Raw genomic sequence first — 13,722 nt, 5'->3', positions numbered from 1 at the left:
ACGCCGGCGCGGTTGCAACATCGGCCTGTTTTCGATATGGGCGGACCGCCGGACTGATCGATCGTGGGCGCAAGACGTCGACGGCCGACGACGTGTTGCGGGGGCTTCAGTGAAATCAGCGTTTGTCGGGACCTTGCGCACGCTGTCTTGGCGAAGCTCAATTTGGCGAAGCTCAATCATGGCCGCCCTTTGCAGCGTCGGTATCGCCGGCCTGCCTTCGCCAAGCGATGCGCAGGGGCTGCCGGGCGCCGAAGCCGTCTATGCCTCGGCGCCGCCGCGCCTGCTCCAGATCCGCACGCTCGTGGCCGATGCCGGCCGCCAGACCTCGACAGGATCCGGCTTTCTGGTCTCGGCCGACGGGCTCGCGGTCACGAACTATCACGTCGTCTCGGATGCAGCGCTCGAGCCGAAGACGTACCGGCTCGAATATACCGGAGCGGATGGCACGCAGGGCGGCGTCACGTTGCTTGCCGTCGACCTGCCCAACGATCTCGCGCTCGTTCGCGTCGACAAGCAGAACGCGCCGTTCTTCTCGTTCGACAAGGCCGCGCTCGACGGCAGCCTGCCGAAAGGCGAGCGGTTGTATTCGCTCGGCAACCCGCTCGACCTCGGCTTCACCATCATCGAGGGCACCTATAACGGCCTCGTCGAGCACAGCTACAACGATCACATCCATTTCACCGGCGCGCTCAATCCCGGCATGAGCGGCGGCCCGGCGGTCAATGCGCAGGGCCAGGTGGTGGGCATCAACGTCGCGACGCGCCGCGGCGGCCAGCTCATCAGCTTCCTGGTGCCCGCACGCTTCGCGGCCGCGCTCCTGGCGCGCGGCCAGGATGCCAGGCCGGCGGCGGCCGATCTGCGCAAGGACGTGATCGCGCAGCTTACGAGCTGGCGCGGAGCGCTCTACAAGTCGCTGGGCGAGGAGGGCTTCCGCGACCGCGTGTTCGGGTCCTATCAGGCGCCGGAGACGCGCGCGGGCTGGTTCGAATGCTGGGCGAGCACCAATGCCAGCGCGTCGCCGAAGCCGCGCGCCAGCATCAATTCGACTAGTTGCAAGGCCGAGGCCAGCGTCTATGTCGCCTCCGACCTCAACACCGGCGTGGTCGAGGTCAGCCACTCCTACGCGAAATCGATCGACCTCAATCAATTCCAGTTCGCGACCGTGCTGACGCAGCTGGCGCAGCCACGACTCACCCAGGGCGGCTCGTTCCGCAAATGGTACACGCCGCAGCATTGCCATGCCGATTTCGTCGGCGTGACGCCGGCGGCCGCTCATCCGCCGCTGCGCGTGCTGTGGTGCGCGCAGGGCTATCGCGAGTTCGACGGCCTCTATGACATCGTTCTGGTCGCGGTGACCCAGGACCATGCCGACGAGGCGCTGGTGTCGCGGCTGAACCTGCAGGCGATCGCTTATGACGACGCCTTGCGCCTCGGCAAGAGCTTCCTCGAACGCCTGCAGGTCGCACGATGATCTGGATCGAGATCCTCTCCAAGCATCGCGACGTCGCCGGCCGCTTCCGTGTCGATGCCGCCGAGATCAGCATCGGCCGCGGCTACGACAATCACGTCATTCTCGACGATCCCTATGTCGCCGCGCGCCATGTGCGAATTTTCCGCGACGGCGAGGGGCGCCTGGTCGCCGAGGATCTCGGCAGCGCCAACGGCCTCTTTCTCGATCGCGGCAAGAGCCGGAAGCCGCAGCTCGTTCTCGACGGCACCAAGCCGATCCGGATCGGCCAGACGCTGCTTCGGATCCGCGACGCCGGCCATGCCGTCGAGCCGGAGCGGCTCGCGGGCTCCGAACGCGGGGCGCTGCCGATCATCGCCGCGATCGCCCTCGGCGTCGTCCTGCTCGCAATCAACGCGGTGATGACCTGGTTTGCGCAGACCTCCGAGGCGCATCTGTCCGATTATCTCGTGCCGACCGTCACGATGATCGGGGTGGTCGTCGCATGGGTTGGCGTCTGGGCGCTGCTGGCGCGGTTGTTTTCCGGCCGCTCGCATTTTCTGCGCCACCTCCTGATCGCGCAGGCGGGTCTGATCGCGTTCTGGGTCTACAGCGAGTTCGCCCAGATTGCCTCGTTCGCCCTGACCTGGACCGCTGTCTTCACCTACGGCTACCTCGTCTCGTGGATCGTTCTCGCCGCGACCTGCTTGCTGCATCTGCGTGAGGTCGGACGCAGCCATATGCTCGCCAAGGGCGTGGTGGTCGGCCTTCTGCTGGTGGTCGCGATCGCGATCCAGACCGTGCAGCGGTCGGAGGCGCTGGCGAATTCCGGCCGTCCCAATGTGAGCCACGTGCTGATGCCGCCGTCCCTGCGCCTGGTTCCGGTGCAGGACGAGCAGACCTTCTTCGAAGACGCCGCGCGGCTGAGGGCGAAGCTCGATGCGGACCGCGCCGCGCTGGCGCCGGCCGGTGTGGAGCGCTGATCACAGTTCCATTGTCTTTGCTCCCCGAAATTGAAAGTTCCCTGGTTCCCGTCATAGCCTCGAAGCCCGGGTTTCTACGGGGAGGGGGGCAATGAACAGGCGAGCGCTGCTGGGATTGGGAGCGGCATTTCTGGTATCAGGATGCCTGACAGGCAAGGAAGGCACCGAATACGCCGTGGTGTCACAGAAGATCGGGGCGCCGCGTGCCGGGCAGTCCCGCATCATCATCATGAGCTTGAAGGATGCTTGGCTGGACCGGACCACGTGCGATGCCAAGGTCGACGGCGTCGCGCTGAGCCGCCTGATCCCCGGGACCTATGTCTACGTCGACCGGCCTGCCGGTCCGCACCACCTCATCGCCACCCAGACCCTGTTCCCAGGCGACTCCGTGCTCGATTTCAACACCGAACCGGGACGCACCTATTTCTTCTCGATCAGGCCCAGCGACCGGTCCAGGGCGATGCAGGGCGGCGGCATGGCCTTCGGCCTGCTCGGCATGGGCGTGATGGCCGCGGCCTCGTCCGGCGCCGACAACAAGGGCCCGGTCGACTTCGTTCCGCTCCAGGAGGGCCAGGCCCGGACGGCGATGGCCGAGCTTCTGCAGGCGGAATGAGCCCATTTTCCTTGCGTTGCGCCAAAATCCGGCTATATAGCGCGCCATCTCACACGGAAACTTGGCTCTCCTAGAGGGCGTCCGGTGGCAAGCCGGGCCTTGACGGCCCGTTTTTGCTCACGCGTTTCCGGAGGAATCAACCGGAGAATATCCAATGGCGCTGCCTGAATTCACGATGCGCCAGCTGCTCGAAGCTGGCGTTCACTTTGGTCACCAGTCTCACCGCTGGAATCCGAAAATGGCCGATTTCATTTTCGGAGCCCGCAACAACATCCACATCATCGACCTCGCCCAGACCGTGCCGATGCTGCACACGGCGCTGCAGGCCGTCAGCGACACCGTCGCCAAGGGCGGCCGCATCCTGTTCGTCGGCACCAAGCGTCAGGCACAGGACAACGTGGCCGACGCAGCCAAGCGCTGCGCCCAGTACTTCGTCAATTCGCGCTGGCTCGGCGGCACGCTGACCAACTGGAAGACGATCTCGGCCTCGATCAAGCGCCTGCGCCATCTCGACGAGGTGCTGTCCTCGGGCGAAGCCAACTCCTACACCAAGAAGGAGCGCCTGACCCTGCAGCGCGAGCGCGACAAGCTCGACCGCTCGCTCGGCGGCATCAAGGACATGGGCGGTCTGCCCGACATGATCTTCGTGATCGACACCAACAAGGAAGACATCGCGATCCAGGAGGCCCAGCGCCTCAAGATCCCGGTGGCCGCGATCGTCGACACCAATTGCGACCCGAAGGGCATCACCTATGTCGTGCCCGGCAATGACGACGCCGGCCGCGCCATTTCGCTGTACTGCGACCTGATCGCGCGCGCCGCCATTGACGGCATCTCGCGCGCGCAGGGCGAGCTCGGGATCGATGTCGGCGCCTCGGCGGCTCCGCTCGAGGAGGATCTTCCGGCTGCGTCCGCTTCGACGTTCCAGGGGTTGCCTGGTCCGCGCGGCACGGCCGACGATCTCAAGAAGCTCACCGGCGTGTCCGGTGCGATCGAGAAGAAGCTCAACGACCTCGGCATCTTCCACTACTGGCAGCTCGCCGAGCTCAACCACGACACCGCGCACCAGATCGGCGAAGAGGTCGGTCTCCCGAGCCGGGCCGATGCCTGGGTCGCGCAGGCCAAGTCGCTCGCCGACGCGTAAGACGACACAACACCATTCTGGCCGGCGTCGCACGCCGGCCATCGCGACTGAGATAGGTTTTCCTGGCAGCGGGCGGCGGCGAGCCATCCGCTGCGTCGCGCTTTGGACAGGCAAAAGGACGTTCAACAATGGCGAATATCACCGCAGCGATGGTGAAGGACCTGCGCGAGTCGACCGGCGCGGGCATGATGGACTGCAAGGCCGCGCTCACCGAGAACGGCGGCGACATGCAGGCCGCGCAGGATTGGCTGCGCAAGAAGGGCCTGTCGAAGGCCGCCAAGAAGGCCGGCCGCGTTGCGGCTGAAGGCCTGATCGGCGCGCTGACCTCGGGCAAGAAGGGCGTGGTCGTGGAGGTCAACTCCGAGACCGACTTCGTCGCGCGCAACGAGCACTTCCAGGGCCTGGTCAAGATGATCGCCCAGGTCGCGCTCGACGTCGGCGCCGACGTGGAGAAGATCAAGGCCGCCAAGGTGGGCAGCATCACGGTCGAGGCCGCGATTGCCGATTCGATCGCCACCATCGGTGAGAACCAGACCTTGCGACGTGCGGCTTCGCTCGAAGTGAGCCAGGGCGTCGTGTCGAGCTACGTCCATGGTGCCGTCATCGAGGGCGCCGGCAAGCTCGGCGTGATCGTCGCGCTGGAATCGCCTGGCAAGACCGACGAGCTCGCCGTGCTCGGCCGTCAGCTCGCGATGCATGTCGCAGCCGCCAACCCCCAGGCGATCGACGCGGCGGGTCTCGATCCGGAGCTCGTCAAGCGCGAGAAGGACGTGCTCGCCGACAAGTATCGTCAGCAGGGCAAGCCGGAGAACGTGATCGAGAAGATCGTCGAGTCCGGCCTGAAGACCTACTACAAGGAAGTCACCCTGCTCGAGCAGGCCTTCATCCACGACAGCGGCAAGTCGGTCGCGCAGGCGCTGAAGGAAGCCGAAGGCAAGGTCGGCGGTCCGATCAAGGTCGCCGGTTTCGTCCGCTATGCCCTCGGTGAGGGCATCGAGAAGGAAGAGACCGACTTCGCGGCCGAAGTCGCCGCTGCGAGCGGCAAGAAGTAACGACTGGGCACAGTCACGATCCGGCGCGGCGTTCGCGCCGGATATCAACGCGCGGGATAGGAGAGCATTGGCACATGGCTGAGCCGGTCTATCGTCGCGTCGTGGTCAAGCTGTCCGGCGAGTATCTCGCGGGCCCTCATTCCTTCGGCATCGACCAGCCGACCGTCGATCGGATCGCCGACGACCTCATCGCAGCGCAGAAGCTCGGCATCGAGATCGCCGTCGTGGTCGGCGGCGGCAACATGGTGCGCGGCGTCGAGGTCTCGTCGCAGGGCGTGTCGCGTCCGACCGGCGACACCATGGGCATGCTCGCCACCGTCATGAACTGCCTGGCGCTGGAAGCCGCCATCCAGCGCAAGGGCACCCCGGCGCAGGCGCTCTCGGCGTTCGTCATGCCGGAAGTGTGCGAGCTGTTCACGCGCGCTGCGGCGCACAAGTCGCTGGCCGAGGGACGTATCGTCGTGCTCGGGGGCGGCACCGGCAATCCCTATTTCACGACTGACACCACGGCGGTCTTGCGGGCCGCCGAGATCGGCGCCCAGGCCGTGCTGAAGGCTACGAACGTCGACGGGGTCTACAGCGCCGATCCCAAGAAGGATCCGGCCGCCAAGCGCTTCGACCGGCTGACGCATTCGCAGGCCATCGAAGGCGGCTACAAGGTCATGGACGCGACCGCATTCGCCCTTGCCCGGGAAACATCACTGCCTATCATTGTGTTCTCCATTGCCGAACCGGGCTCGATCGGCGCGATGTTGCGGGGCGAAGGGCGCGGTACCATCGTCGCGGGGTGAGCCGCGGCGCCGCTGGTGGCCGGTGTTGGACCGGCTTCGAGCCTGCGGTAGAAGCGTAAGCGAGACAGGAATTCGTCCGGGAGTCGCCCAAGTCCGACCGCAGGCCTTTCGAGGCCCGGCAGAGCCGGCCGCAGGCCCCCCGGATTGCAGAAAGGAAAGCGTGATGAGCACGGGCAATTTCGACCTCAACGAACTGAAGCGCCGCATGCAGGGCGCGACCCAGGCGCTGAAGCACGAGCTCGGCGGCCTGCGCACCGGCCGCGCCTCGGCATCGATGGTGGAGCCAGTCCAGGTCGAGGCCTACGGCTCGCACATGCCGCTCAACCAGCTCGCGACCGTCTCCGTGCCCGAGCCGCGGCTGCTCTCGGTGCAGGTCTGGGACCGCTCCATGGTCAAGGCCGTCGAGAAGGCGATCGTCGATTCCAACCTCGGCCTGTCGCCCGCGACCGAAGGCCAGGTGATCCGGCTGCGCATTCCCGAGCTCAACCAGGAGCGGCGCAAGGAGCTGGTCAAGGTCGCGCACAAATATGCGGAAGCTGCCCGTGTCGCCGTGCGTCACGTGCGCCGCGACGGTCTCGATACGCTGAAGAAGCTCGAGAAGAATCACGAGATGTCCGAGGACGATCAGGAGCGCTTCGCCGGCGACGTGCAGAAGGCGACCGACAGCGTGATCTCCGAGATCGACCAGTTGCTGGCGGCGAAGGAAAAGGAAATCCTCACCGTCTGAAGGATGCGCTTGATGTCGAAAGCCGCGGCCCCGGTGACGGAGGCGCCGGACCGGTCCGACGCACCGGCCCATGTTGCCATCATCATGGATGGCAATGGCCGCTGGGCTGCGGCCCGCGGGCTGCCGCGCGCGGAAGGGCATCGCCGCGGCGTCGAGGCGTTGCGCCGCGTGGTGCGTGCCTCGCATGAGCTCGGCATCCGCTATCTCACCATCTTCTCGTTCTCGTCCGAGAACTGGTCGCGTCCGGCCAGCGAGATCGGCGACCTGTTCGGCCTGTTGCGCCGCTTCATCCGCAACGATCTCGCGACCCTGCATCGCGACGGCGTGCGTGTCAGGGTGATCGGCGAGCGCGACGGGCTCGAGCCCGACATCTGCGCGCTTCTCAGCGAAGCCGAGGATCTCACCCGGGGCAACACCAAGCTGACGCTGGTGGTTGCCTTCAACTACGGCTCGCGCCAGGAGATCGCGCGCGCGGCGCAGCGGCTGGCGCGCGAGGTCGCCGAGGGTCGGCGCGATCCGGCGTCGATCGATGCCGATGCCATTGGCGCCCATCTCGATGCGCCCGACATTCCCGATCCCGACCTCATCATCCGCACCAGCGGCGAGCAGCGGCTGTCCAACTTCCTGATGTGGCAGGCCGCCTATAGCGAGCTGGTGTTCGTACCGATCCATTGGCCCGACTTCGATAAGGCGGCGCTTGAGGGTGCGATCGCCGAGTTCGGCCGGCGTGAACGCCGCTTCGGCGGCCTCGCGGCGAAAACCGCCTCGTGACCAAACCGGATACCGCAGCCGTGGGAGACGCCGCCAACGCCGCGCAGCGCAATGATGCCGGTCAGCCGAAAAAGGCCGCAACCAGCAATCTGGTGATGCGGGTTGTGGCTGCACTCGTGCTGGTGCCGCTGGCGCTCGGCGCCGCCTATGCCGGCGGCATGTTCTGGACCGCTCTGGTCACGGTGGTCGCGGTCGGCCTGTATCTCGAATGGTTGATGGTGGTAGGCGAGGTCCGCACCGCCAGCGTCGGCACGGCCGGAGCCCTGGCCATCGGCATTGCCGGCGTCTGCTGCGCCTATGGCCTGCTCGACTTCGCCGTCGTCGTGCTCGGGCTCGGCCTGGTCGCCGCTACGGCGCTTGCTGCGGGACGTCGCACCTGGGTGGCCGCCGGCTTCGCCTATGCGTCGGCCGCCGAGCTCGGCTCGGTGTTGGTGCGCTTCGATGCCGCCGAGGGATGGCACGCGCTGGTGCTGGTGTTTCTGGTGGTCTGGGCCAGCGACATCGGTGGCTATGTTGCCGGCCGCAGCATCGGCGGCCCGAAGCTCGCGCCGCGGATCAGCCCGAACAAGACCTGGGCCGGCGCAGTCGGCGGCTTCGTCGCCAGCCTCGTCGCCGCGGCCGCCTGGTCGATGGCCGGCGCCGGCGGACTGGTGACGACGCTCGTGCTGGCCGCGGCGCTGTCGGTGGTCTCGCAACTCGGCGACCTCGCCGAATCTGCGGTGAAGCGGCACTTCGGGGTCAAGGACTCCGGTCACATCATTCCCGGCCATGGCGGCCTGTTGGATCGCCTGGACGGCTATGTCGCGGCGATCGTCGTCGCCGCATTGCTCGGCTTGCTGCGCGGCGGCCTCGACGGGGTCGGCCGCGGTCTTCTGGTTTGGTGACCGCCGGCGCAGCCGAGCGGTCGATAATGTTTGGTGAGAACATGAGCGCAGTGCCATTGCGGAACAACAAGGCCGGTGTCGCGGAGATGCGCAGCGTCACCGTGCTCGGCGCCACCGGCTCGATCGGCGATTCGACCATGGACCTCGTGCGCGGCGCGCCGGAGCGCTACCGCGTCGAGGCGCTGACCGGCAACAGCAACGTCCAGGGCCTGGTGAAGCTGGCCCGAGAGTTCAACCCGCGCTTCGTGGCGGTGGCCGATCCGGCCGGCCTCGACGAGCTGCGCGATGCGCTGGCCGGCACCGGGATCGAATGCGGGGCAGGGGAGAGCGCCATCATCGAGGCGGCAGCCCGTCCCGCCGACTGGGTCATGGCCGCCGTCTCCGGCGCCGCTGGCCTCAAGCCGGCGCTCGCCGCAGTGGACCGCGGCGCGACCGTGGCGCTCGCCAACAAGGAATGCCTGGTCTGTGCCGGCGATTTCTTCATGGAGCGGGCCGCCCGGGCCGGCGCTTGCATCCTGCCTGCCGATTCGGAGCACAACGCGCTGTTCCAGGCGCTGTCCTCGGGCAATCGCGAGGAGCTGGTGCGGGTGATCATCACCGCCTCCGGCGGCCCGTTCCGCACCTGGGCGCCGGCCGATATCGAGCAGGCGACCCTGGCCCAGGCGCTGAAGCATCCGAACTGGAGCATGGGCCAGAAGATCACGATCGATTCGGCCTCGATGATGAACAAGGGCCTCGAGGTGATCGAGGCGTCCTACCTGTTCGCGCTGGCGCCAGACGAGATCGACGTGCTGGTGCATCCACAGTCGATCGTCCACGGCATGGTCGAGTTCTCGGACCGGTCAGTGGTGGCGCAGCTCGGCGCGCCCGACATGCGAATCCCGATCGCCCATTGCCTCGGCTGGCCGGAGCGCATCAAGGGCCCGTCGGCCCGGCTCGATCTTGCCAAGATCGGCACGCTGACCTTCGAGGCGCCGGACTTCGAGCGGTTCCCCGGGCTGCGGCTGGCCTACGATTCGCTGCGCACCGGGCGCGGCGCGACGACGGTGTTCAATGCCGCCAACGAGGTCGCCGTCGCGGCCTTCATCGGCGGCCACATCCGCTTTGGTGCGATCGCCCGCCTGGTCGAGGCGACCCTCGAGAGCTGGACGCGTTCAGGTAATTTGGCACCTCTGACGTCCGCGGACGACGCCATCGCCATTGACCATGATGCGCGAAAAAGGGCCGCCGGCCTCTTGCCTCAAATCGCCGCAAAAGCATCTTAACGGGTTGGATGGGCCTCTGGCCCGTCGGGAAGGTCATCGATGTCCGAATTTTTCCACCATATCTTCAATACCTTGAGCCACGGCCTTCTCGGCTACATCGTCCCGTTCCTGTTCGTGCTGACGATCGTGGTGTTTTTCCACGAGCTCGGCCATTTCCTGATCGCACGCTGGGCCGGCGTGAAGGTGTTGACGTTTTCGCTCGGATTTGGCCCAGAACTGATCGGTTTCAACGACCGCCACAACACCCGCTGGAAGATCTCGGCGATCCCGCTCGGCGGCTACGTGAAGTTCTTCGGCGACGAATCCGAGGCCTCGACGCCGTCGGCCGAGGCGCTTGCGAAGATGACGGCCGAGGAGCGCGCCGACAGCTTCCACCACAAGACCGTCGGCCAGCGCGCCGCGATCGTCGCGGCCGGCCCGATCGCCAACTTCATCCTGGCGGTCATCATCTTCGCCGGCATGGCGCTGTATTTCGGCAAGCCGAACACGACCCCGCGGGTCGATGCGGTGCAGCCGGACAGCGTCGCGGCCGCCGCCGGCTTCAAGGACGGTGACGTCATTGCCGCCATCGACGGCCGGTCGATCGAGACCTTCGCCGACATGCAGCGCGTCGTCTCGGTCAGCGCCGGCACGGAATTGTCCTTCCTGGTCAAGCGGGACGGCACGGAACTCACCCTCAAGGCGACGCCGGCGCTCAAGGAGGTCAAGGACCTGTTCGGCAACAGCCACCGGATCGGCGTGCTCGGCATCCAGTACAACGCCAAGCCGGACGAATCGCGGTCGATCCCGGTCGGGTTCCTCGAATCGATCAAGATCGGCTTCGAGCAGGTCTGGTTCATCATCTCCACGACCTTCAAGTTCATCGCCTCGCTGTTCGCGGGCGCCGGGAGTGCCGGCGACGTCGGCGGTCCGATCCGAATCGCTCAACTCTCGGGACAGGCGGCCAGCCTCGGCTTCCAGTTCGTTGTGCAACTGTGCGCGACGCTGTCGGTCTCGATCGGCCTGCTGAACCTGTTCCCGGTTCCGCTGCTCGATGGCGGACACCTGTTGTTCTACGGGGTCGAGGCCGTCCGCGGCCGACCGCTGTCGGAGCGGGCGCAGGAGATGGGGTTCCGAATCGGCCTCGGGCTGGTCCTCATGCTCATGGTCTTTGCAACCTATAACGATATCCTTCACCTCGCCGGGTCCTGAGCGCGGCTTTTTTACGACGTGGCCGTTAGGCAACGTTTTGAAACGAATTTGAAAATTCAGAGAGATCCGGCGTTTGCCGTCGGGTCCAAATTGGCTACAAGCGAACGACAAATGGGAATCTGTCGGGTTCGTAGGGGTACGGAACCGGCAACGGAATATAAGGGCGCGTAGCGCATGAAGTTCGGATTGCGGGTGCGGGGGGGCTTGGCGGCCGCCTTTATCATGTTCGCCGGACCGGTGGCTTTGCCGCTGGCGAGCGTGGTTCTTTCGTCGCCAGCTGCGGCGCAGACGGTCAACTCGATCGAAGTGGTCGGCAACCGCCGTGTCGAGCTGGAGACCATCCGCTCGTACTTCAAGCCGGGCCCCGGCGGGACGCTCGACGCCGGCCGGGTCGATGACGGCCTCAAGGCGCTGATCGAGACCGGCCTGTTCTCGGACGTGAAGATCAACCGCCAGGGTGGGCGGCTGATCGTGACCGTCGTCGAGAATCCGGTGATCGGCCGCGTCGCGTTCGAGGGCAACAAGAAGGTCAAGGACGAGCAGCTCCAGGCGGAAGTGCAGTCGAAGCCGCGCGGCACGCTCTCGCGCCCGATGGTGCAGTCCGACGCCCAGCGCATTGCGGAGATCTACCGCCGTTCGGGCCGTTACGACGTGCGCGTCACGCCGGAGATGATCGAGCAGCCGAACAACCGCGTCGACCTGATCTTCACGATCGAGGAAGGCGCCAAGACCGGCGTGAAGTCGATCGAGTTCGTCGGCAACAACGCCTTTTCGTCCTATCGCCTCAAGGACGTCATCAAGACCCGCGAGACCAACCTCCTGAGCTTCCTCGGCTCGGGCGACGTCTACGATCCGGACCGTGTCGAGGCCGATCGCGACCTGATTCGCCGCTTCTACCTGAAGAACGGTTATGCCGACGTGCAGGTCGTGGCCGCGCTCAGCGAGTACGATCCGGAGCGCAAGGGCTTCCTTGTGACCTTCAAGATCGAGGAAGGCCAGCAGTACCGGGTCGGTTCGGTCGACTTCCAGTCGTCGATCGCGACGCTCGACGGCAACACGCTGCGCGGCTATTCGCGCGTCAGCGTCGGCTCGCTCTATAATGTCGAGAACATCGAGAAATCGGTCGAGGAGATGCAGATCGAGGCCTCGCGGCGCGGCTACGCGTTCGCGGTGGTCCGCCCGCGCGGTGATCGCAACTTCGAGGCCCACACCGTGTCGGTCGTGTTCGCCATCGACGAGGGCCCGCGCACCTATATCGAGCGCATCAACATTCGCGGCAACACCCGCACCCGCGACTACGTCATTCGCCGCGAGTTCGACATCTCCGAGGGCGACGCCTACAACCGCGCCCTGGTGGACCGCGCCGAGCGCCGCCTGAAGAACCTCGACTTCTTCAAGGACGTGAAGATCGTCACCGAGCCTGGCTCGTCGAGCGACCGCGTGGTCCTGAACGTCAACCTCGAGGAGAAGTCGACCGGCGACTTCTCGATCTCCGGCGGCTATTCGACCACGGACGGCGCGCTGGCCGAGGTCTCGATCTCCGAGCGCAACTTCCTCGGCCGCGGCCTGTTCGCCAAGGCGTCTGTGACCTACGGCCAGTTCGCCCGCGGTTACTCGCTGTCCTTCGTCGAGCCGTATCTGCTCGACTACCGGGTTGCGCTGGGCCTCGACCTGTATCAGCGCCAGCAGCTCGCCAACAACTTCATCTCCTACGGCACCAAGACGCTCGGCTTCAGCCCGCGCCTCGGCTTCCAGCTGCGTGAAGACCTGTCGCTGCAGCTGCGCTACTCGATCTACCGCCAGGAGATCTCGCTGCCGGCGACGCTCTCGAACTGTAACAACGGCGGTGGCGGCAGCCCGCTGCCCTTCAATCCGACACCGGCGTTCATCAACGCCAATCCCGGCAACGCGCAGGCTGCGGCGATCGGTGCGGCGACCGGTGGCCTCGGGTGCTTCTCTGATGGCGAGGCCTCGCTGCCGGTCCGCCAGGAGCTGGCGAAGGGCGCGACGCTGACCTCGGCGCTCGGCTATACGCTGAACTACAACACGCTCGACAACACCAAGAACCCGACCGACGGCCTCTTGGTCGACTTCAAGCAGGACTTTGCGGGTGTTGGCGGCGACGTGTCGTACCTGAAGACCGCCTTCGATGCGAAGTACTTCACCCCGCTGGTGTCGGACATCGTCAGCATCGTCCACCTCCAGGGCGGCATCCTGAACAAGATCGGCAACACGCAGTTGCGCATGCTCGATCACTTCCAGATGGGTCCGAACCTGGTTCGTGGTTTCGCCCCGAACGGCATTGGTCCGCGTGACATCAATCCCTTCGGCACGCAGGATGCGCTGGGCGGCACCAAGTACTGGGGCGCTTCGCTCGAATTGCAGATGCCGTTCTGGTTCCTGCCTAAGGAGACGGGTCTGAAGGGCGCGATCTACGCTGATGCAGGCGGTCTGTCGGGTTATCAGGGTCCGACGGGTTGGGATTTGACAAACGAAGTCAATCGAGCCCCTTGCACCCCGCCGTCGCGCAATCCGAACAACGCCGGCACCTGCCTGGGCCTGCAGTTCAGCGACCAGAATACGGTCCGGACGTCGGTCGGTGTGGGTCTGGTGTGGGCATCGCCGTTCGGTCCGCTGCGCTTCGACTACGCGATCCCGCTCACCAAGGGCCAGTTCGACCGGACGCAGGAATTCCGGTTCGGCGGCGGTACCTCGTTCTGAGCCTGGGCCGATCGAATCCGGGTTGGCATCGACCAACCCCGCCGGTGTAAGAGATGGGAGCTCGGTTCCGGGACACCGGAGCCGGGCTCTGACTTTTTGTCCTGAGAGTACGACTTGTCTCGAGAGTACGACG

At 65.9% G+C, this 13,722-nt stretch carries 12 protein-coding genes; all 12 read left to right on the top strand.

Features of this window, described 5'->3' with window-relative positions:
- Positions 1-178 precede the first annotated feature (178 nt).
- The 12 genes from QX010_RS19700 (at position 179) to bamA (ending at position 13,589) form a co-directional block, all read left to right on the top strand.
- Positions 179-1,471 carry a serine protease gene (locus QX010_RS19700; RefSeq protein WP_316181316.1) on the top strand — a complete coding sequence of 431 codons (1,293 nt, stop codon included), beginning with the start codon at positions 179-181 and terminating at the stop codon, positions 1,469-1,471.
- The gene (locus QX010_RS19695) at positions 1,468-2,430 is read left to right on the top strand and encodes an FHA domain-containing protein (RefSeq protein WP_315799726.1); all 963 of its coding nucleotides are present in this window, start codon (positions 1,468-1,470) and stop codon (positions 2,428-2,430) included. Before QX010_RS19700 ends, QX010_RS19695 begins: the two co-directional genes overlap by 4 nt.
- A gap of 91 nt (positions 2,431-2,521) precedes the next feature.
- A complete protein-coding gene (locus QX010_RS19690; RefSeq protein WP_316181315.1) occupies positions 2,522-3,043 on the top strand; it encodes a hypothetical protein in 522 nt (173 codons plus the stop codon).
- Positions 3,044-3,197: 154 nt separating this feature from the next.
- Positions 3,198-4,187, top strand: coding sequence for a 30S ribosomal protein S2 (locus tag QX010_RS19685; RefSeq protein WP_315799728.1), 990 nt, complete (start codon positions 3,198-3,200; stop codon positions 4,185-4,187).
- A gap of 128 nt (positions 4,188-4,315) precedes the next feature.
- Positions 4,316-5,239 carry a translation elongation factor Ts gene (gene tsf / locus QX010_RS19680; protein WP_315711597.1) on the top strand — a complete coding sequence of 308 codons (924 nt, stop codon included), beginning with the start codon at positions 4,316-4,318 and terminating at the stop codon, positions 5,237-5,239.
- Positions 5,240-5,313: 74 nt separating this feature from the next.
- A complete protein-coding gene (pyrH, locus tag QX010_RS19675) occupies positions 5,314-6,030 on the top strand; it encodes a UMP kinase (RefSeq protein WP_316181314.1) in 717 nt (238 codons plus the stop codon).
- 163 nt (positions 6,031-6,193) lie between these two features.
- The gene (gene frr, locus QX010_RS19670) at positions 6,194-6,757 is read left to right on the top strand and encodes a ribosome recycling factor (RefSeq protein ID WP_315799731.1); all 564 of its coding nucleotides are present in this window, start codon (positions 6,194-6,196) and stop codon (positions 6,755-6,757) included.
- A 12-nt stretch (positions 6,758-6,769) separates the two neighbouring features.
- Positions 6,770-7,528: an isoprenyl transferase gene (locus QX010_RS19665; protein WP_315799732.1), complete on the top strand. Its 759-nt coding sequence runs from the start codon at positions 6,770-6,772 to the stop codon at positions 7,526-7,528.
- Complete coding sequence (locus tag QX010_RS19660; RefSeq protein ID WP_316181313.1) at positions 7,525-8,412, top strand: phosphatidate cytidylyltransferase; 888 nt, start codon at positions 7,525-7,527, stop codon at positions 8,410-8,412. Before QX010_RS19665 ends, QX010_RS19660 begins: the two co-directional genes overlap by 4 nt.
- A 41-nt stretch (positions 8,413-8,453) precedes the next feature.
- A complete protein-coding gene (dxr, locus tag QX010_RS19655) occupies positions 8,454-9,677 on the top strand; it encodes a 1-deoxy-D-xylulose-5-phosphate reductoisomerase (RefSeq protein WP_316181312.1) in 1,224 nt (407 codons plus the stop codon).
- 39 nt (positions 9,678-9,716) lie between these two features.
- Complete coding sequence (gene rseP / locus QX010_RS19650) at positions 9,717-10,868, top strand: RIP metalloprotease RseP (protein ID WP_315799735.1); 1,152 nt, start codon at positions 9,717-9,719, stop codon at positions 10,866-10,868.
- A gap of 174 nt (positions 10,869-11,042) precedes the next feature.
- Entirely contained in the window at positions 11,043-13,589 is a 2,547-nt protein-coding gene (gene bamA, locus QX010_RS19645) for an outer membrane protein assembly factor BamA (protein ID WP_316181310.1), read from the top strand.
- Positions 13,590-13,722: the final 133 nt, after the last annotated feature.

Origin of the sequence: Bradyrhizobium sp. SZCCHNRI1009, from assembly GCF_032487575.1 — a bacterium.
Lineage (GTDB): Bacteria > Pseudomonadota > Alphaproteobacteria > Rhizobiales > Xanthobacteraceae > Bradyrhizobium.
The sequence above is the reverse complement of the archived record's forward strand: the minus strand, read 5'-3'. Positions and strand labels throughout refer to the sequence as shown.